At 36.6% G+C, this 20,444-nt stretch carries 18 protein-coding genes; 1 reads left to right on the forward strand and 17 read right to left on the reverse strand.

Translation table 11 applies throughout. The features are described 5' to 3' along the window. Positions 1-13: 13 nt before the first annotated feature. From rplV to rpsJ, 7 genes are read right to left on the reverse strand one after another with little or no spacing between them, the layout of a single operon-like run. Positions 14-349: a 50S ribosomal protein L22 gene (gene rplV / locus VXM77_RS11525; protein WP_055243020.1), complete on the reverse strand. Its 336-nt coding sequence runs from the start codon at positions 347-349 to the stop codon at positions 14-16. Between the two features lie 21 nt (positions 350-370). Continuing rightward, positions 371-649, reverse strand: coding sequence for a 30S ribosomal protein S19 (gene rpsS, locus VXM77_RS11530; RefSeq protein ID WP_161831754.1), 279 nt, complete (start codon positions 647-649; stop codon positions 371-373). A gap of 46 nt (positions 650-695) precedes the next feature. Further along, the gene (gene rplB / locus VXM77_RS11535; RefSeq protein WP_161831755.1) at positions 696-1,526 is read right to left on the reverse strand and encodes a 50S ribosomal protein L2; all 831 of its coding nucleotides are present in this window, start codon (positions 1,524-1,526) and stop codon (positions 696-698) included. A gap of 28 nt (positions 1,527-1,554) precedes the next feature. Further along, a complete protein-coding gene (rplW, locus tag VXM77_RS11540) occupies positions 1,555-1,839 on the reverse strand; it encodes a 50S ribosomal protein L23 (protein WP_161831756.1) in 285 nt (94 codons plus the stop codon). Next, on the reverse strand, positions 1,839-2,462 hold the full coding sequence (rplD, locus tag VXM77_RS11545; RefSeq protein ID WP_161831757.1) for a 50S ribosomal protein L4: 624 nt from the start codon (positions 2,460-2,462) through the stop codon (positions 1,839-1,841). The genes rplW and rplD overlap by 1 nt, the downstream gene beginning before the upstream one ends. 29 nt (positions 2,463-2,491) lie before the next feature. Beyond that, on the reverse strand, positions 2,492-3,121 hold the full coding sequence (rplC, locus tag VXM77_RS11550; RefSeq protein ID WP_161831758.1) for a 50S ribosomal protein L3: 630 nt from the start codon (positions 3,119-3,121) through the stop codon (positions 2,492-2,494). Between the two features lie 26 nt (positions 3,122-3,147). Next, positions 3,148-3,456 carry a 30S ribosomal protein S10 gene (gene rpsJ, locus VXM77_RS11555; RefSeq protein WP_055243029.1) on the reverse strand — a complete coding sequence of 103 codons (309 nt, stop codon included), beginning with the start codon at positions 3,454-3,456 and terminating at the stop codon, positions 3,148-3,150. 1,250 nt (positions 3,457-4,706) lie between these two features. On the opposite strand from rpsJ, the gene VXM77_RS11560 reads away from it, so the two are divergent. Then, complete coding sequence (locus VXM77_RS11560; protein WP_338506405.1) at positions 4,707-5,987, forward strand: ISL3 family transposase; 1,281 nt, start codon at positions 4,707-4,709, stop codon at positions 5,985-5,987. 53 nt (positions 5,988-6,040) lie between these two features. Here VXM77_RS11560 and VXM77_RS11565 read toward each other — a convergent pair whose 3' ends face one another. The 10 genes from VXM77_RS11565 to rpoB all read right to left on the reverse strand — a co-directional run bounded on the left by VXM77_RS11565 (position 6,041) and on the right by rpoB (position 20,342). Then, positions 6,041-7,336 (reverse strand): IS66 family transposase, encoded by a 1,296-nt coding sequence (locus VXM77_RS11565; RefSeq protein WP_338507421.1) that lies wholly within the window; start codon positions 7,334-7,336, stop codon positions 6,041-6,043. Continuing rightward, positions 7,333-7,545, reverse strand: a complete 213-nt coding sequence (locus VXM77_RS11570; RefSeq protein WP_338505928.1) for a hypothetical protein — start codon at positions 7,543-7,545, stop codon at positions 7,333-7,335. The genes VXM77_RS11565 and VXM77_RS11570 overlap by 4 nt, the downstream gene beginning before the upstream one ends. 107 nt (positions 7,546-7,652) lie before the next feature. Further along, positions 7,653-8,009, reverse strand: a complete 357-nt coding sequence (gene tnpB / locus VXM77_RS11575; RefSeq protein ID WP_338505925.1) for an IS66 family insertion sequence element accessory protein TnpB — start codon at positions 8,007-8,009, stop codon at positions 7,653-7,655. Beyond that, a complete protein-coding gene (locus VXM77_RS11580) occupies positions 7,999-8,193 on the reverse strand; it encodes a hypothetical protein (protein ID WP_338505923.1) in 195 nt (64 codons plus the stop codon). Before VXM77_RS11580 ends, tnpB begins: the two co-directional genes overlap by 11 nt. Positions 8,194-8,462: 269 nt before the next feature. Then, on the reverse strand, positions 8,463-9,647 hold the full coding sequence (gene tuf / locus VXM77_RS11585) for an elongation factor Tu (protein ID WP_161831759.1): 1,185 nt from the start codon (positions 9,645-9,647) through the stop codon (positions 8,463-8,465). A 121-nt stretch (positions 9,648-9,768) separates the two neighbouring features. After that, entirely contained in the window at positions 9,769-11,841 is a 2,073-nt protein-coding gene (gene fusA, locus VXM77_RS11590; protein WP_161831760.1) for an elongation factor G, read from the reverse strand. A gap of 80 nt (positions 11,842-11,921) precedes the next feature. Beyond that, entirely contained in the window at positions 11,922-12,392 is a 471-nt protein-coding gene (rpsG, locus tag VXM77_RS11595; protein ID WP_161831761.1) for a 30S ribosomal protein S7, read from the reverse strand. A gap of 38 nt (positions 12,393-12,430) precedes the next feature. After that, positions 12,431-12,853: a 30S ribosomal protein S12 gene (rpsL, locus tag VXM77_RS11600; RefSeq protein WP_055243034.1), complete on the reverse strand. Its 423-nt coding sequence runs from the start codon at positions 12,851-12,853 to the stop codon at positions 12,431-12,433. 194 nt (positions 12,854-13,047) lie between these two features. Further along, on the reverse strand, positions 13,048-16,776 hold the full coding sequence (gene rpoC / locus VXM77_RS11605; protein ID WP_161831762.1) for a DNA-directed RNA polymerase subunit beta': 3,729 nt from the start codon (positions 16,774-16,776) through the stop codon (positions 13,048-13,050). A 23-nt stretch (positions 16,777-16,799) separates the two neighbouring features. Continuing rightward, entirely contained in the window at positions 16,800-20,342 is a 3,543-nt protein-coding gene (gene rpoB / locus VXM77_RS11610) for a DNA-directed RNA polymerase subunit beta (RefSeq protein WP_262950108.1), read from the reverse strand. Positions 20,343-20,444 lie beyond the last annotated feature (102 nt).

A 20,444-nucleotide genomic window follows, 5' to 3' on the forward strand; every position in this document is an offset into this window, starting at 1 on the left:
ATCCCTCCTTTAATTATTTTTTCTCAGCAACCACGATTGTGATGTGAGATGTTCTTTTGTTAATTTGTGATGCACGACCTTGTGCACGTGGACGGAATCGTTTTAATGTTGTACCTTCATTCACATATGCTTCCTTAACATATAATGAATTAATATCTAAGTTTAAATTGTGTTCAGCATTTGCGATAGCTGATTTTAAAACTTTCTCTACAATAGGAGATGCCGCTTTAGGAGTATGTTTTAAAATTGCATATGCTTCGCCAACTTGTTTTCCTCGAATTAAATCAATCACTAAGCGTGCTTTACGAGGAGCAATGCGAACTGTTCTAGCCATAGCTTTAGCTTCCATAGCCATGTCCTCCTCTCAATATTAACGTCTAGTTTTTTTATCTTCTTTAACATGTCCTTTATAAGTACGAGTTGGTGCGAATTCACCTAATTTGTGTCCTACCATATCTTCAGTAACATATACTGGAACATGCTTACGTCCGTCATATACAGCGATTGTGTGCCCTACAAATTGAGGGAAAATTGTTGAACGACGTGACCAAGTTTGAATAATTTTTTTGTCGCCACTTTCGTTAGCAGCTACGACTTTCTTCATTAAATGATCGTCACAGAAAGGTCCCTTTTTTAAACTACGTCCCATTCTTAATTTCCTCCTTTCGAACATTTAAGATTAGCATATATTTTTATTATTTGTTGCGTCCGCGAACAATTAATTTAGTTGATGCTTTTTTCTTGTTGCGAGTTTTTAAACCTAAAGCTGGTTTACCCCAAGGTGTAACTGGAGATTTACGTCCGATTGGCGTACGCCCTTCCCCACCACCATGTGGATGGTCATTTGGATTCATTACAGAACCACGAACAGTTGGACGAGTACCTAACCAACGTGTACGTCCTGCTTTACCGATGTTAACTAATTCGTGATCCGCATTACCTACTTCACCGATTGTAGCACGGCAAGTACCTAATACTTTACGAACTTCACCAGAAGCTAAACGAACTAATACATAACGTTCTTCACGTCCTAAAATTTGTGCAGATGTTCCTGCAGAACGAACTAATTGTCCACCTTTACCTGGTTTTAATTCAATGTTATGAATTAATGTACCAACAGGGATGTTCATAATTGGTAACGCATTACCAACTTTAATATCGGCATTAGCACCTGATTCAATTTGCATTCCTACTTTTAATCCTTTAGGAGCAATAATGTAACGTTTTTCCCCATCAACATAATTGATTAATGCAATATTTGCTGAGCGGTTTGGATCGTATTCAATTGTAGCAACACGTCCTGGAATACCGTCTTTTGTACGTTTGAAATCGATGATACGGTATTTACGTTTATGTCCACCACCATGATGACGTACTGTGATTTTACCATGATTATTGCGTCCTGCTTTTTTACTTAAAGGAGCTAATAATGATTTCTCTGGTTGATTAGTCGTAATTTCGTCAAAAGTTAAAACAGACATATTACGACGACCATTTGTGGTAGGTTTATACTTTTTAATAGCCATCTTGTTCCCTCCTTTTGCGACTTATTAATTAAACTTCAAACTTTTCAATTGTTTGTCCTTCAGCTAATGTTACAATAGCTTTTTTCATTGAAGGTTTAAATCCTTCGTAACGTCCAACACGACGTTTTTTAGGACGAACGTTAATAATGTTAACTTTTTCAACTTTTACATTGAATAAAGTTTCACATGCTTTTTTAACTTCAATTTTATTAGCTTTTTTATCAACTTCGAAAGTAAACTTACCTTCATTCATTAAATCGTATGATTTTTCAGTGATAATTGGGCGCTTAATAATATCTCTAGCATCTTTCATTATGCAAGCACCTCCTCAATCTTTTTAACTGCATCTTGAGTAATAACTAACTTAGTTGCATCTAAAAGATCTAATACATTTAATTGATCTACAGTTAAGAATTTAACACCAGGAATGTTACGAGTTGATAATTCAACTGATGAATTTTCTTCAGCTGTAACAACTAATGCTTTAGATGTAATATTTAAAGACCCTAAAACAGAAATCATTTCTTTCGTTTTTGGTGCAGCGAATGCTAATGCATCTAAAACTACAATTTCATTTTCAACAACTTTTGTTGATAATGCAGATTTTAATGCTAAACGACGAACTTTTTTGTTTAATTTGTATGCGTAACTACGTGGAACTGGTCCAAATACAATTCCTCCACCACGCCATTGAGGGGCACGAATAGATCCTTGACGAGCACGTCCAGTACCTTTTTGTTTCCAAGGTTTGCGTCCACCACCGCGTACCTCAGTACGTGTTTTTGTTTTATGCGTTCCTTGACGCATTGATGCACGTTGCATAATTACAGCATCAAACATTGCTTGTTTATGTGGCTCAATACCGAAAATCGTTTCATTTAACGTGATTTCCCCAACTTGAGCACCTTGTTGGTTATATAATGCTACTTGTGGCATTATGAATCCTCCTTTCCTACTGTACTAAACTATTTTGCTTTAACAGCAGAACGAACCATCACTAATGATTTTTTAGCTCCTGGTACATTTCCTTTAATTAATAAAACGTTACGTTCCGTATCAACTTTAACTACTTCTAAGTTTTGAACAGTTACGATGTTTCCACCAGTTTGTCCAGGTAATTTTTTACCTTTTAAAACACGGTTAGCAGCAATTGATCCCATTGAACCAGGACGACGATGGTAACGAGAACCGTGAGCCATTGGACCACGAGATTGACCATGACGTTTAATAACCCCTTGGAATCCTTTACCTTTAGTCTTACCTGTTACGTCAACAACTTCTCCTTCAGCAAAAGTGTCAACTTTGATCTCTTGACCAACTTGATATTCCGCTACATTTACATTACGGAATTCACGAACGAAGCGCTTAGGCGCTGTTTCAGCTTTAGCAACATGTCCCATTTCTGGTTTATTTGCTAATTTTTCGCGTTTATCTTCAAAACCAACCTGAACAGCTTCATATCCGTCAGTTTCATTTGTTTTAACTTGTAAAACAACATTAGGTGTTGCTTGCACAACTGTTACCGGAATTAATTTTCCTTCTTCAGTGAAAATTTGAGTCATACCAATTTTTCTACCTAAGATTCCTTTGGCCATGAGTTACACCTCCTATTTTTCATATATTATAATTTAATTTCAATGTCTACACCAGATGGTAAATCTAAACGCATTAATGAATCCACTGTTTGAGCAGTTGGTTCAACAATGTCAATCAGACGTTTGTGAGTGCGCATTTCAAATTGCTCACGAGAATCTTTATATTTATGTACCGCACGTAAAATCGTGTAAACTTGCTTTTCAGTTGGTAGTGGGATTGGTCCAGCTACTTTAGCACCTGTTTTTTTAGCACTTTCTACGATTTTTTCTGCAGATTGATCTAAAATTCTGTGATCATAAGCTTTTAAACGAATTCTGATTTTTTGTTTTGCCATTTTATTTCCTCCCTTCGCCTATTTTAGGAATAGACTAGCTCCATGAAAATTACCTGTCACAATGCCATGGCAAATCGGCCGGGTGTGTCAGCAACCTTTCATCTCAACGCTTAAGTCAACATATCTATTATACATGAAAAAAATAAAGAAAGCAAATGTTTTTTATATTTTTTTGTTTATTAATGTATAATTGACTATCAACTTATCTCTTCACTGTTTTCGGACTAATTTACATTTATAAATTTAACATATCTTTAACCCATAATCAAATATTTATGACAAGTAAATATTGTATTTTGAATCAGAGTTTGGTGTATTTTTTAAAAAATCACTTTATCTATGTAATACTTTATTCTAATTATTCATTGTCTAAATTACTTATAAAGATTCTATCCAACTATTAAAAATTTTAGCGCTCTTCTATGATACACTTTATTTTTTTGCATCAGGGAGATGGGAATACAACAATACAAAGATATCATTATCAACCATTTTTAGAAAGTTCCTCTAATATGACCTTCGTATAAGAAACAGTTTTTATTTTACAACTAATCTTTCTTAATATTAATGAACGCTACTAAAAATCTAATAAATCTATCTATTAGTATTAAATAAGTTATTCAACGCGCCCCTGCTACTCATAGTCTCCAATTTATATATTTTTTTATGTATCAACCCTTAATAATTTTATTTTAAAATTATTAATTTATTATTCCCTAAATATAATACGTTTAGATTATTGAATATATATGTTATATGAATAATATAATTTAAGCAAACTGCAAATAGATATGGGAATGCTCTCTTTGTATCTTTTCTCTTTAGTATGCTAATTTTTATTTTATAATTCGATCATTAGTAATCCTAGCTTATCTTTTCCCAACCTAATCTAATTTAAAAACTAATCTCCATCAAACCATAAGGTAATTAAGAGTAGTTTTATAGATACATCATATCTCAATTTACCGTAAAAGCATAATTCCATATGAAGTATCCGCATCCAAAATAAATTCAATACTCCTTGCTTCCATTGGAATAGGTCCAATCTAAAAGATAATAACTTTATAGTTAAAGTTACCTGCACATTCTTATACTAACTTTTTCGAAAAATAAAAGGTTCTATAATATTTGGTGTGGGTGATGCCCACACCTCTTTTATTGGAATTAAAAAATAAGTACAAAAAAAGAGACATAACGTCCCAAATTCTATACAATGTAATCGACCAAAAAAACACGAAAGGATTGGGTTTATGTCTCACACTAATTGTATCTCAACTTTACTTGATTTAAAAGATAAAAATATTACTTTTTCAAAAAATTGTATCCAAGAAACTCAGATTAAGAATGTTCGTTCTAAACTTATTTTGGGAACTCTTTCTTTTCAACCGACTCGTTGCTACCACTGTGGTCATTCTTTTGACTCAAATATCATTAAACACGGCTTCAAAACTTCACGTATTAAGCTAGTCAAAATTTCCGGATTTGATGCTTATCTAGACTTAAAAAAACAACGTTATAAATGCCGTCATTGCGACCGAACATTTACCCTAGAAACATCTCTTGTTAACCCTAATTGTTTTATTTCCACTCCCGTAAAACAAGCCATCTTTTTAGAAGCTAGTCATAAGAAATCCGAAACAGATATTGCACGTGAGCTTAACGTTTCTCATTCAACCGTTAACCGCGTCATTCATTCTTCCTATGAAGAACAGCCGCTTCCCTTTAATTCTCTCCCAAAAGTTCTTTGTTTTGACGAGTTTAAGTCGGTTAAATCGGCCGAGGGAGCAATGTCCTTCATTTTTTGTGATGCGTCCAATGGAAAGCTAATTGATATCGTTGAAGACCGTCGCTTAAGTACACTAAGGACTTATTTTATGCGATTTTCTAAAGCAGCTCGTGAAGGTGTAACCCACGTCGTCATTGACATGTACGCCCCTTATATGACACTCATTAAAGAGGTATTCCCTAAGGCTAAGATTGTTTTAGATAAATTTCATATCGTTCAACTAGTCTCTCGTGCTCTTAATAAAACACGCATTCGTTTCATGAATCAAAATAAAGAGTTTTATAATAAATTCAAATATTATTGGCGACTTCTCTTAAAAGCCCAAGAAGATCTTAATGCCACTCATTACTTCTATTCCAACTGCTTCAAAAAGATGATCTCTCAACAAGAAATTATTGACTTTTTATTAGCCCTAGACCCTGAACTAAAGGAGACTTATGATTTCTACCAAACTGTCCAACAGGCTATTAAACTTCGTAACCTTGAAATATTTCATCATGCCATTCAACACCCCTCTGACCTGCTTTCACACGAAATGAAAACAGCTTTAAAAACACTCACTCATTATCAAGATTATGTCAAAAATACTATCGAAACTCCTTATACAAATGGAGTACTCGAAGGAATTAACAATAACATTAAAGTCATTAAACGTATTGCCTTCGGATACCGTAGTTTCTACCATTTCAAAGCAAGAATTTTGATTATTCGTAAGCACGTAATAATAACACGGATACAAAAATAGCTACCAATCCTGTAAACTAAAAGTACAGAGTTGGTAGCTTTTATCTTATATTGTTACTGACAAATCTCTTGGACTGTTTTCGCCCATGGCAAAAAGTCCACCAATACGCCTGGATTTCGTATGAAGTCCGTATTAGGTAGTTTTTGAAAAAGATAAGTGAGATATTTGGATGGATTTAGACTGTTTGCCTTGGCTGTCTCCAGGATTGTGTATGCCATCGCATTAGCAGTCGCACCCTTCATACTGGTTGAAAAAAGGTAGTTTTTACGACCAATCGCGATGGGGCGAATCGCTTGTTCAGCTAGATTATTCGAGGCTTCAAGATTTCCATCATCTAAAAAGCGCAAAAGCTCTACCTTTTGATTGAGGGCATACATCACCGCTGTTTGAAGTTTTCCTTTCATCACATAGAAGGATTCGAGCCACTTGAAAAATTCTTCGATGACTGGTTTGATGATCAGTTGGCGCTGTTTTTGACGTTGCTCAGGAGATAAATCTTTAATCGTCTTTTCAAAACGAAAGATTTGATCGCAGTATTCGACTGCCTTTTTTGCCTTACCGTTATTTCCAGGTATCTCAAAAAACTTTCTTCTGACATGAGCCCAACATCCAACTAATTTCACGTTGGGAATATTTTTATAGCCGGAGTACCCATCACAGTGAAGATAACCTTTAAATCCTTCTAAGATAGTGGTTGCCACCGCGCGTTCACGTGTTAGATCAGCGTGGTAATAAGCTACAGGATGTTGGGCATTTTTGATGGTTCTAAATAACCAAATCCTTGATTGAGAGGTGGCAGGTTTTCCATCCGCTCGATTTAAAATTTGATACGGTGTTTCATCTGCGTGTAAAACGGTCTGTTGAACTAGTTCATCTCTCAATCGCTCATAAATCGGAAGTAACCAATCATAAGAGGTAGTGATTATCCAATTTGAGAGCGTCTTATCACTCACACTTAATCCATAGCGTGCCCATTCTGATACTTGTCGATAACAAGGAATACTTAAGACGTATTTTTGATGAAAAACTTCAGCTAACATACTCGCTCCGGCAAAGCTTCTTTGAATCGGAGCTTTTGGAGTTTCGGCACAACGAATCGGTTTAGCTTCGATCGATGCATCATGACAATCACATGCATACGCGTAGCTAATGTATCGCTTTTTATATAATCGGGCTGGAACGAAACAAACTTCGTCACGAATGATCTTTTTTCCTATCTGTTTCATTTCGTTTCCACAATTTGTACATAAGCAGTCTTCTCCATGTAATTGACAATGGATTTCCTCAATTGGTAAGTCCTTGATTAATTCTGCCTTCCTTCCCTTTTGTTTTTTACGTCGATAGGTTATTTCTTCGACGGTTTGGTCTTCAGTTGTCTCTGTCTCTTCAAAAAATTATCTGGATTAAATAATGAAATTTGGCCGTCGGCTACTTTAGTCTTTTCACTCGAAGATCCAAATAGCTTTTTATTTAGGTACTGAATTTGTTCAGTTAGTTGGCGAACTTGTTCCAGAAGTGCCTTATTTTGTTCCATTAATTGTTGTTCAAGTTCTGTCATCAAATTCACCTGCTTTCAAAAAGGTTTCGTGTTAAGATTAGTATACCTAATCTTACAACTTATGAAAATAGAAATAAGAGATTTTTGTCGAAAATCCCTTATTTCTATTAGTATAAACATCCTGTTTTAGCAGGTTTAATGGCTTTGGGTTGTTGAATGGATAACCCCTCTAATAACCAACGGAGTTCTTGGGCCGTTAATTTCTTAACTTCATCTTGATCTTTAGGCCATTGTAAATTTCCATTTTCAATTCGTTTGTACAATAACATAAATCCCTCACGATCCCAGTACAAAGCTTTATATCGATCCTTTTTTCTTCCACAAAACAAGAAGATAGCATCATTAAATAAATCTAAGTTGTATTTATCCGAGACGACACTAGCTAAACCGTCAATCCCACAACGCATATCAGTATGGCCACAAACGATAAAGATATTTTGAACCGTAGTAAAATCAACGAGCATACTTAGACATCTCCGCTAGAACAGTATGTAAGATATATTTGTTCACACCATTGTAAAACGTGACTTCAGCATCCTTAATTTTAAAGTGACAAACAGGTGTATTTTTATTAGTCTCAGATACTGAATGAGACTTTAAATTAGAGTCACTCAATGCGACTGGAACTATAATAGGATTTTCTTTCATAAAAAATAGACCTCCTTTACTTTGATAGCTACAGTATAGCTCAAAGTTGAAGGTCATAATAGACATGTTTATATTACGTGCTTACGATTATTCATAAATACACTTTTGAACAAAAAAAGAAGAGGAACCAAGCCGTCTAAAGAATGGCCTAATTCCTCTTGATTACATGTATAGATTTTATTCACCCACACGATTTGACAAAGAGCCAAATAAAAAAAGTCCTAGAGGTTTTAACCTCTAGGACAGAAGATTCAAAGGATAGATATTAATTATTCAATGATATCTACAACTGAACCTGCACCTACTGTACGTCCACCTTCACGGATAGAGAACTTAGTTCCTTTTTCAACAGCGATTGGCGCGATTAATTCTACAGTCATAGCCACGTTATCACCTGGCATTACCATTTCTACACCTTCTGGTAATTGGATAACTCCAGTTACGTCAGTTGTACGGAAGTAGAATTGAGGACGGTAGTTTCCGAAGAATGGAGTATGACGTCCACCTTCTTCTTTAGATAATACGTAAACCTCTGAAGTAAATTTTGTATGAGGTTTAACTGATCCTGGTTTAGCTAATACTTGACCACGTTGAATTTCTTCACGAGAAATACCACGTAATAAAGCTCCGATGTTATCTCCAGCTTCTGCTTGATCTAATAATTTACGGAACATTTCAACACCTGTTACAGTAGTTGATTTAGTTTCATGGTAACCGATGATTTCAACAACGTCACCAACTTTAACAACACCACGTTCAACACGTCCTGTTGCAACAGTACCACGTCCAGTGATTGAGAATACGTCCTCAACTGGCATTAAGAATGGTAAATCAGTTTGACGAGCTGGAGTTGGGATGTACTCATCTACAGCAGCCATTAATTCGTTGATTTTAGCTTCCCATTCAGGTTGTCCTTGTAAAGCTAATAATGCAGATCCGTGGATTACTGGAACTTCATCACCTGGGAAATCGTACTCAGATAATAAGTCACGAACTTCCATTTCAACTAATTCTAATAATTCTTCGTCGTCTACCATGTCACATTTGTTTAAGAAAACAACTAAGCGAGGTACACCAACTTGGCGAGATAATAAGATATGCTCACGAGTTTGAGGCATTGGTCCATCAGCAGCAGATACTACTAAGATACCACCGTCCATTTGTGCAGCACCAGTGATCATATTTTTAACGTAGTCAGCATGTCCTGGGCAGTCAACGTGTGCGTAGTGACGGTTGTCAGTTTCATACTCAACGTGTGCAGTTGAGATAGTGATTCCACGTTCACGCTCTTCTGGAGCACCATCGATTTGGTCGTATGCGCGAGCTTCTGCTTTACCTGCTTTAGATAATACAGTTGTGATAGCAGCTGTTAATGTAGTTTTTCCGTGGTCAACGTGACCGATTGTACCGATGTTAACATGCGGTTTAGTACGTTCGAATTTAGCTTTTGCCATGCTAATATCCTCCTCTAAGTTACATTTTTGTATTTAACATTTTTATTTTACAATACCACTAATAAGAATGCAAGTACATTCTTATTAGTAGTGTATATATGAACACATCAATTAACAGGGATTATCCGCGATGTTTCTTGATGACTTCATCAGCAATTGATTTTGGAACTTGTTCGTAGTGGTCCATTTCCATTGAATAGTTTCCGCGTCCTTGTGTATTTGAACGTAAAGCAGTAGCATATCCAAACATTTCTGATAATGGAACATAAGCACGAATAACTTGTGCGTTACCACGAGCTTCCATTCCATCTAAACGTCCACGGCGAGAAGTAATATCACCCATTACATCCCCTAAGTATTCATCTGGAATAACAACTTCTACTTTCATAACTGGTTCTAAAAGAACTGGTTTACATTTGTCGTAAGCATTTTTTAATGCCATAGAAGCTGCGATTTTGTATGCCATTTCACTTGAATCGACATCATGGTAAGATCCATCAAATAAAGTAGCCTTAACGTCAACAACAGGGAATCCTGATAATTGTCCGTTTTGTAATGCATCTTTTAAACCTGCATCTACAGATCCAATATATTCACGTGGTACAACCCCACCTACTACTGCATCTACGAATTCGTATCCAGCACCAGCTTCTTGTGGTTCAAATTTGATCCATACGTGACCATATTGTCCGCGTCCACCTGACTGACGTACGAACTTACCTTCAACGTCAGCAGCTTGAGTAAATGTTTCACGGTAAGCAACCTGTGGTGCACCAATATTAGCCTCAACCTTGAATTCACGGCGCATACGGTCAACGATAATATCTAAGTGTAACTCACCCATACCAGAGATAATAGTTTCACCTGTTTCTTCATCAGTATGCGTACGGAATGTTGGATCTTCCTCAGCTAATTTTTGTAATGCAATACCCATTTTATCTTGGTCAGCTTTTGATTTTGGCTCAACTGATAACGAGATAACTGGCTCTGGGAATACCATTGACTCTAAAATTACCTCGTGATCTGGATCACATAAAGTATCTCCAGTTGTAGTATCTTTTAATCCTACTGCTGCAGCAATATCTCCAGCATAAACTTCTGAGATTTCTTGACGGCTGTTAGCGTGCATTTGTAATAAACGTCCAACACGTTCACGTTTACCCTTAGTCGAGTTTAATACATATGTACCTGATTGAATTGTACCAGAATACACGCGGAAGAATGTTAACTTACCTACGAATGGGTCAGTCATAACTTTGAATGCTAATGCAGCAAATGGCTCGTCGTCTGATGCATGACGTTCAACTTCTGTTCCATCTTCTAATGTTCCTTTGATTGCAGGAATATCAGTAGGAGCTGGTAAATAGTCAATAACAGCATCTAACATTAACTGAACACCTTTATTTTTGAAGGCAGATCCACATAATACTGGGAATAATTCAACATTAATTGTTGCACGACGAATTGCCGCCTTTAATTCCTCAATAGAAATTTCTTCACCTTCTAAATATTTCATCATTAACTCTTCATCTAAGTTTGATACTGCTTCAATTAATTGGTCACGATACATTTCAGCATCTTCTAAATGAGCTGCATCGATTTCTCCAACTTGAATATCAGTACCTAAATCGTTTGTATACATATATTGTTTCATTTCAACTAAATCGATAATACCTTCGAAATCATCTTCAGCACCGATTGGTAATTGAATTGGAAGTGCGTTAGCCCCTAAACGATCATGTAATGTTTTTACAGAATATAAGAAGTCTGCACCTGTTTTATCCATTTTATTAACAAATACGATACGTGGAACACCGTATGTAGTAGCCTGACGCCAAACTGTTTCAGTTTGAGGCTCTACACCTGATTGTGCATCTAATACAGCAACCGCACCATCTAATACACGTAATGAACGTTCAACTTCAACCGTGAAGTCTACGTGTCCTGGAGTATCAATGATATTTACGCGGTGACCATTCCAAGCAGCTGTTGTTGCAGCTGAAGTAATCGTAATCCCACGCTCTTGTTCTTGAGCCATCCAGTCCATTTGAGAAGCACCATCGTGAGTTTCTCCGATTTTGTGAATACGTCCAGTGTAGTATAAGATACGTTCTGTAGTAGTCGTTTTACCAGCATCGATGTGAGCCATGATACCGATATTACGAGTATGATTTAAAGAGAATTCTCTTGCCATGTTTCGTTACTCCTCTCATAGTAAAATACTAAACTTTTAGGATTACTAGAAATCCAGTAATCCTATAGTTATTTAAAATATTACCAACGGTAATGAGCAAATGCTTTGTTTGCTTCAGCCATTTTGTGAGTATCCTCACGTTTTTTCACTGATGCACCAGTATTATTAGCTGCATCGATAATTTCGTTAGCTAAACGTTGTTCCATAGTTTTTTCTCCACGTGAGCGAGAATATTGAACTAACCAACGTAATCCTAAAGTAATACGGCGTTCAGGACGAACCTCAACTGGTACTTGATAGTTAGCCCCACCAATACGACGAGCTTTTACCTCTAATACAGGCATAATGTTTTCGATTGCTTCTTCGAATACTTCCATTGGCTCGCGTCCAGTTTTTTCAGCGATAAGATCAAATGCGTTATATAAAATTGTTTGTGCAGTACCTTTTTTACCATCTTGCATGATATTGTTAATTAAACGAGATACTAATTTAGAGTTATAAATTGGATCTGGCAAAACATCACGTTTTGCTACATGTCCTTTACGTGGCATAATTTAGCCTCCCTTCCATATTTATCGAAAAAGTTAAATTACTTTTTAGCTGCTTTTGGTTTTTTTGTTCCGTATTTAGAACGACCTTGCATACGTCCATCAACACCTGTAGCATCTAATGTACCACGAACGATATGATAACGTACCCCTGGTAAGTCTTTTACACGTCCACCGCGAATTAATACAACGCTGTGCTCTTGTAATTTATGTCCAATACCAGGAATGTATGCTGTTACTTCTAAACCGTTTGTTAAACGAACACGGGCATATTTACGTAAAGCCGAGTTTGGTTTTTTAGGCGTCATTGTAGCAACACGAGTACATACCCCACGTTTTTGCGGAGAATATAAGTTAGTTTGTTCTTTCTTTAAACTATTGTATCCTACATTTAAATGACGAGATTTAGATTTTGTTTCTTTACTTTGACGTCCTTTACGAACTAATTGGTTAATAGTTGGCATATTAGTCCTCCTCTCATAAACTTAGTCCACTTATCCAGGTGGTTCATTTTTGTTAGAAAAAGTAAGCTTTGCTATTAAGCAAAACTCACTTTACGTTTTTAAAAGCCTTTATTAATCTAACATTTTTTTCGACTAATGTCAACAGAACTACGAAAAACTATGAATTTTTTTAAAAATTAGTTACTAAATATCGTTTATTCCTCATCAGTATCTAAAAAATCTGTTTCATCAAAATCAAGCTCTATATCTAATTCGTCTAAATCATCTTCTAATGAAATATCAATTTGACTTTCTGAATTAGAAATTCCTGACATTTCTAATTCGTAAGGTAATACATCATCTTCTAATTCATCCTCATTTTTATGAACAGGTAAGATATGGTCTTCGCGTAATACACCAGTACCCGCAGGAATTAATTTACCGATGATAACATTCTCTTTTAATCCGATTAATTCATCCACTTTACCTTTGATTGCCGCATCAGTAAGAACGCGTGTTGTTTCCTGGAATGAAGCAGCTGATAAGAATGATTCCGTTTCAAGAGATGCCTTTGTAATACCTAATATTGTTGGAATACCTACTGCTGGACGTTTACCACGTTGAATTGCCGCTGCATTAACGCGAGTATAGTGCGTAATATCAATTAACGATCCTGGTAAAATATCCGTATCTCCACCGTCAATAACTTTTACCTTTTTCATCATTTGATGAACCATGATCTCGATATGCTTATCAGATAGTTCTACCCCTTGCGCACGATATACATTTTGAACTTCTTTCAAAATATACGCTTGCACGGCAGCGACATCCTTAACGCGTAGTAATTCTTTCGGATCAATTGAACCTTCCGTTAACATATCTCCGGCTAAAACCTCGTCTCCTTCAGAAACAAGAGGTTGAACACCATAAGGAAGTAAATAATTACGACTTTCTAATTTATTTGTTAATGTAATCTCATAACGATTTTTAGTATTAGCCTTAATTGTAGTAATTACCCCATCAATCTCGGCAATAATAGCACGCCCTTTTGGATTTCGTGCTTCAAATAACTCCTGAATACGAGGTAAACCTTGTGTAATATCGGCTCCGGCTACCCCACCAGTATGGAATGTACGCATCGTTAACTGAGTACCTGGTTCACCGATTGATTGGGCCGCCATAATACCTACAGCTTCCCCTACCTCAACCTCTTTACCAGTTGCTAAGTTTTGACCGTAACATTTTTTACATACACCCTTCTGAGCATTACATGAATAAATTGTACGGATATCCACACCCTCTATTCCAGCATCAACTATGATTTTTCCAAGTTCATCTGAAATGTAAACATTTCTATCAGCAATTTTTTCTTTAGTTACTGGATGGTAGATTGGCTTAGCCGTATAACGTCCCACAATACGGTCAAATAAAGTTTCAACAGTTTGTCCACGTTGTTTTAATTCAGTAATATATTGTCCTTTATCCGTTCCACAGTCATCTTCACGTACAATAACATCTTGTGCAACGTCAACTAAACGACGTGTTAAGTATCCTGAGTCGGCTGTCTTTAATGCCGTATCGGCTAACCCTTTACGCGCACCATGGGTAGAGATGAAGAACTCGGTTACAGTTAAACCTTCGCGGAACGAAGACTTAATTGGTAATTCGATTGTTTTACCAGATGGGTTGGCCATTAATCCACGCATACCAGCTAACTGAGTAAAGTTTGAGGCATTACCACGGGCCCCAGAATCACTCATCATATAAATATGATTATCTGCCGGTAATTCATTCATTAATACATGTTGAATCTCGTCTTTTACTTTTGCCCAAACATCGATAACTAAACGATAACGTTCATCATCAGTTAACAATCCACGATTATAAAACTCTTGGATCTGCGCAACTTTATCGTCACCTTGTTTTAATAAATCTTTTTTCTTTGAAGATACGACTACGTCCGCCACACCAACAGAAATACCTGCAACAGTTGAATACTTGAATCCTAAATCTTTTAGTCGGTCCAACATACGTGACGTTTCTGTCGTTTTATAAATACGGAAAACTTCCGAAATAATATCACCTAAGAATTTCTTTTTAAATGGGGATACAATTTTAACGTCTGATAAATACGCCTTGATATCAGTTCCTTTCTCAACGAAATATTGAGAAGGAGTAGCCCCTTGTAAATTTTTCATTGTAGGTTCATTTAAATAAGGGAATGTTTTAGGAAGGATCCCATTAAATATTACCTTACCTAAAGTTGTGATAATGTATTTATTATTTTGATCTTCTGTGAAAGTCATATTATTTAATGCTCTTGCATTTAATGCAATACGAGAATGTAATGTAACATAACCATTTGCATAAGCCATCATAAGCTCATTAGTATCTTTATAAATATTCCCTTCACCGATGGCTCCAACTTCCTCCATCGTTAAGTAATAGTTTCCTAGTACCATATCCTGAGACGGAGTTACTACTGGTTTACCATCCTTAGGGTTTAAGATATTATTGGCAGCAAGCATGAGTAAACGTGCCTCGGCTTGAGCCTCTTGAGATAATGGAACGTGAACCGCCATTTGGTCCCCATCAAAATCGGCATTGAATGCTGTAGTAACAAGGGGATGTAAACGGATGGCACGCCCCTCAACAATTTTAGGTTCAAATGCCTGAATACCTAAACGGTGTAACGTAGGGGCACGGTTTAATAATACTGGATGTTCGCGAATAACATCTTCAACAACATCCCATAACGCATCATCCATGCGTTCAATCATCTTCTTAGCACTTTTAATGTTTTGTGCTAAATCACGTTCAACAAGCTCTTTCATTACGAACGGTTTAAATAATTCCAGGGCCATTTCTTTAGGTAAACCACATTGGTACATTTTTAAATCTGGTCCTACAACGATAACTGAACGTCCAGAGTAATCAACACGTTTACCTAATAAGTTTTGACGGAAACGTCCTTGTTTACCTTTTAACATATGTGAAAGTGATTTTAATGGGCGATTTCCAGGCCCAGTAACTGGTCGACCACGGCGTCCATTATCAATTAATGCATCCACTGACTCTTGGATCATACGCTTTTCATTATTAATAATGATATTCGGGGCACCGATTTCTAAATAACGAATTAAACGATTATTACGATTAATAACTCGACGATATAAATCATTTAAGTCAGATGTTGCGAAACGTCCTCCATCTAATTGAACCATTGGACGTAATTCAGGCGGTATTACTGGTAAAACGTCTAAAATCATCCACTCAGGACGATTTCCTGAGTTACGGAATGATTCTACTACCTCAAGACGTTTGATTACTTTCCCACGCTTTTGTCCCTGTGCAACCTTTAATTCAGAGCGTAATTCTTTTGCTAATTTATCTAAGTCTAACGATTCTAGTAGTTTCTTAATGGCCTCTGCACCCATTCCTACTTCAAATTCGTTACCCCATTTTTCATACACTTCACGGTATTCTTTTTCAGTTAAAACTTTTTGTTTTACTAAATCAGTCTTACCTGGATCAATTACAACATAATTTACAAAATAAATTACCTCTTCCAATTCACGTGGAGACATATTTAATAATAGCCCCATACGACTTGGAATTCCTTTTACATACCAAATATGAGCTACAGGAGCAGCTAGTTCGATGTGCCCCATACGTTCACGTCGAACTTTTGCTACTGTTACTTCAACACCACAGCGATCACAAACGATTCCTTCGTGGCGAATTCTTTTATATTTACCGCAAGCACACTCACAGTCCTTTTGTGGACCGAAAATACGCTCACAGAATAATCCATCTTTTTCAGGTTTCAATGTACGATAGTTAATCGTCTCAGATTTTTTAACCTCTCCATAAGACCATTTACGAATAGTATCCGAAGATGCCAAACCAATCTTCATATATTTAAACTTGTTAACATCTACCAAGGCGATTCCCTCCTTGCCGCTAATTATTCTTCAACTGTTTCTGGAACAACAATTTGATGAGTTTTTACATTTTCAAGATCGCGAATTTCAATTTCATTTTTCGCATCAGATAAGATTTTAACATCCATACCTAATGACTGTAACTCTTTCACTAATACACGGAATGATTCTGGAATACCTGGTTCAGGAACATTCTCACCGCGTACAATTGCTTCATAAGTTTTAACACGTCCTGTGATATCATCCGATTTTACTGTTAAGATTTCCTGTAATGTATAAGCTGCACCATATGCCTCTAATGCCCATACCTCCATCTCACCAAAACGTTGTCCACCGAACTGTGCTTTACCACCAAGTGGTTGTTGTGTAACTAATGAATAGGGTCCAATTGAACGAGCATGTAATTTATCATCAACCATGTGCGCTAATTTAATCATATACATTACACCGACTGAAATTCGATTATCAAATTTTTCACCTGTACGCCCATCATAAAGTACAGTTTTCGCGTCTGGATCCATGCCAGCTTCTGCGATAATTGCCTCTAAATCTTCCGTTTTAACACCATCGAATACCGGTGTAGCAACATGGATTCCTAATTTCTTAGCAGCCATACCTAAATGAATTTCTAAAATTTGTCCGATATTCATACGTGATGGTACCCCAAGTGGGTTTAACATGATATCAACTGGTGTTCCATCTGGCATATAAGGCATATCTTCTTGAGGTAAGATTTTAGAGATAACCCCTTTATTACCGTGGCGTCCGGCCATTTTATCTCCCTCAGAAATTTTACGTTTTTGAACAATATAAATACGAATAACTTCGTTTACACCTGGTGATAAATCATCACCATTTTGTCTTGAGAAATACTTAACGTCATGTACGATTCCATCTCCACCATGTGGTACGCGTAAAGATGTATCACGTACTTCACGAGCCTTCTCACCGAAAATAGCGTGTAGTAAACGTTCCTCTGCAGTCAACTCAGTTTGTCCTTTAGCTGTAACCTTACCAACTAAAATGTCGTCCTCTTTTACCTCTGCACCGATACGAATAATTCCACGATCATCTAAGTTCTTAAGTGCCTCTTCACCGACTCCAGGGATGTCACGTGTGATTTCCTCTGGACCTAACTTTGTATCGCGAGCCTCTAACTCATATTCCTCTATATGGATTGAAGTATAAACGTCGTCTTTCACTAAACGCTCACTCATGATAATGGCATCCTCATAGTTGTAACCATTCCATGTCATGAATGCTACTACTACGTTACGACCTAAAGCTAATTCTCCACTTTCCATTGAAGAACTGTCAGCTAAAACTTCTCCAGCATTAACCTTATCCCCTAAACGAACAATTGGTCGTTGGTTAAGAACCGTACTTGAATTTGAACGAACAAACTTAATTAATGGATAACGATCTAATCCACCATCAGCTTCTCTACGAATACGGATTTGTTTAGAATCTACATATTCCACCGTACCTGTATTATGAGCAACAACGGCTTGCCCTGAATCCTTTGCAGCTACATACTCCATCCCTGTCCCAACAAATGGTGCCTCTGGAATTAATAACGGGATTGCCTGACGTTGCATGTTGGCCCCCATTAATGCACGGTTGGCATCATCGTGCTCTAAGAAAGGAATACATGCTGTTGCCACAGATACAATTTGTTTTGGAGATACGTCTACAAAATCTACGCGTTCTGCAGGAACAATTAAGTTCTCACCACGATGACGCACGATTACTTTTTCTGGTAAACAATCATTTTCATCTAAATCTAAACCTGCCTGAGCGACAACATAACGATCCTCTTCATCAGCAGTTAAATAACGGATTTCTCCTGTTACTTGCATCTTAGTTGTTCCCGTTACACTATCCTCAATTGGAACCACTTTACGATATGGTGTCTCTATAAATCCGAATTCATTAACTTTTGCATATGATGATAACGAGTTAATTAATCCGATATTTGGTCCCTCTGGTGTTTCGATTGGACACATACGACCGTAGTGTGAGTAGTGAACGTCACGCACTTCCATTCCAGCACGTTCACGTGTTAACCCACCAGGCCCTAAAGCTGATAAACGGCGCTTATGCGTTAACTCAGATAATGGGTTTGTTTGATCCATGAACTGTGATAACTGAGAACTTCCGAAGAACTCCTTAATAGCCGCTGTTACCGGACGGATATTGATTAAACTCGATGGCGTAATCCCTTCACTTTCCTGAATAGACATTCTCTCTTTAACAACACGTTCCATACGAGAAAGACCAATTCGGAATTGATTTTGTAACAACTCACCAACTAAACGTAAACGGCGGTTTCCTAAATGGTCGATGTCGTCTAAATATCCTACAGAATCTAAAAGATTAAAGAAATAACTAATCGACGCAAAAATGTCCGATGTTGTAATATATTTACACTCATCTTCCACATTACCGATAATTTTTACAATTTGATCTCCTTCATTCACTCTAGGAGAATATACTTCAAACTCCTGAATGTATGTAGCTGAATCCTCCAATGGATTTACTAATTCAACTCTTTTAATATTTAAACGATCTATTTTATCCGCTAAAACTTCTTCAAAAATTCGGCGAGTAATAACTGTTCCTTCTTCTACAAGAATCTCACCTGTTTCTGAATCAAAAATATCGCTAGCTAATTTTTGATTTAACAAACGCTCTTGGGCATTTAATTTCTTATTAAATTTGTAACGTCCAACATGAGCTAAGTCATAACGTTTTGGATCGAAGAAGCGAGAGATAAACAACGTACGAGCACCATCGATTGTTGCATGCTCACCTTGACGAAGTTTTTGGAAGATTTCTAATAAAGCTTCATCAGAATTCACTGTTTGATCTTTTTCTAATGTGTTTAAAATGTATTGATTCTCACCAAACATTTCAATAATTTGCTCTTTCGTTGAAAGCCCTAATGCACGTAATAAAACAGTGATTGGAATTTTACGTGTTCTATCTACACGAACATAGACGATGTCTTTTGCATCTAACTCATACTCTAACCATGCACCACGGTTTGGAATAACTTGAGCTGCATATTTTTCTTTACCACTTTTTTTATCAATCTCTTTATTATAATAAACACCTGACGAACGAACTAATTGTGATACGATTACACGCTCAGAACCGTTAATTACAAATGTCCCTGTTGGAGTCATTAATGGGAAATCACCCATGTATACTTCACTTTCTTTAACTTCCTTAATCGCGTGTGTTTCTTCATCTTTAATATGCAGACGAACCTTAACACGTAAAGGGGCAGCATAATTAGCATCGCGTTCTTTCGCTTCCAAAACAGAATATTTTGGTTCTCCTAAACTGTAACCAACAAATTCAAGTGCTAAATTTCCATTATTGTCCTCAATTGGTGAAATATCTTTAAACATTTCACGAATACCTTCATCAAGGAACCACTGATAAGAAGCAGTTTGAATTTCAATTAAGTTAGGGAGTTCGAGTGCAACATTAATTCTTGAGTAATTACGACGTTGTCTCTTTTTACCATATTGAACAATTTTCCCTGCCACGCGTTTCACCTCTTTGTTTATTTATGTTAACTTTTATTGTTTTTTTCCTCAATACCTAATTTTTTTCGACTTAACTCACATTAAATACAAGCAGTATTAGGCATTTTACAA

This window comes from Turicibacter sp. KK003, from assembly GCF_037014675.1.
GTDB classification, from domain to species: Bacteria; Bacillota_I; Bacilli_A; order MOL361; family Turicibacteraceae; genus Turicibacter; species Turicibacter faecis.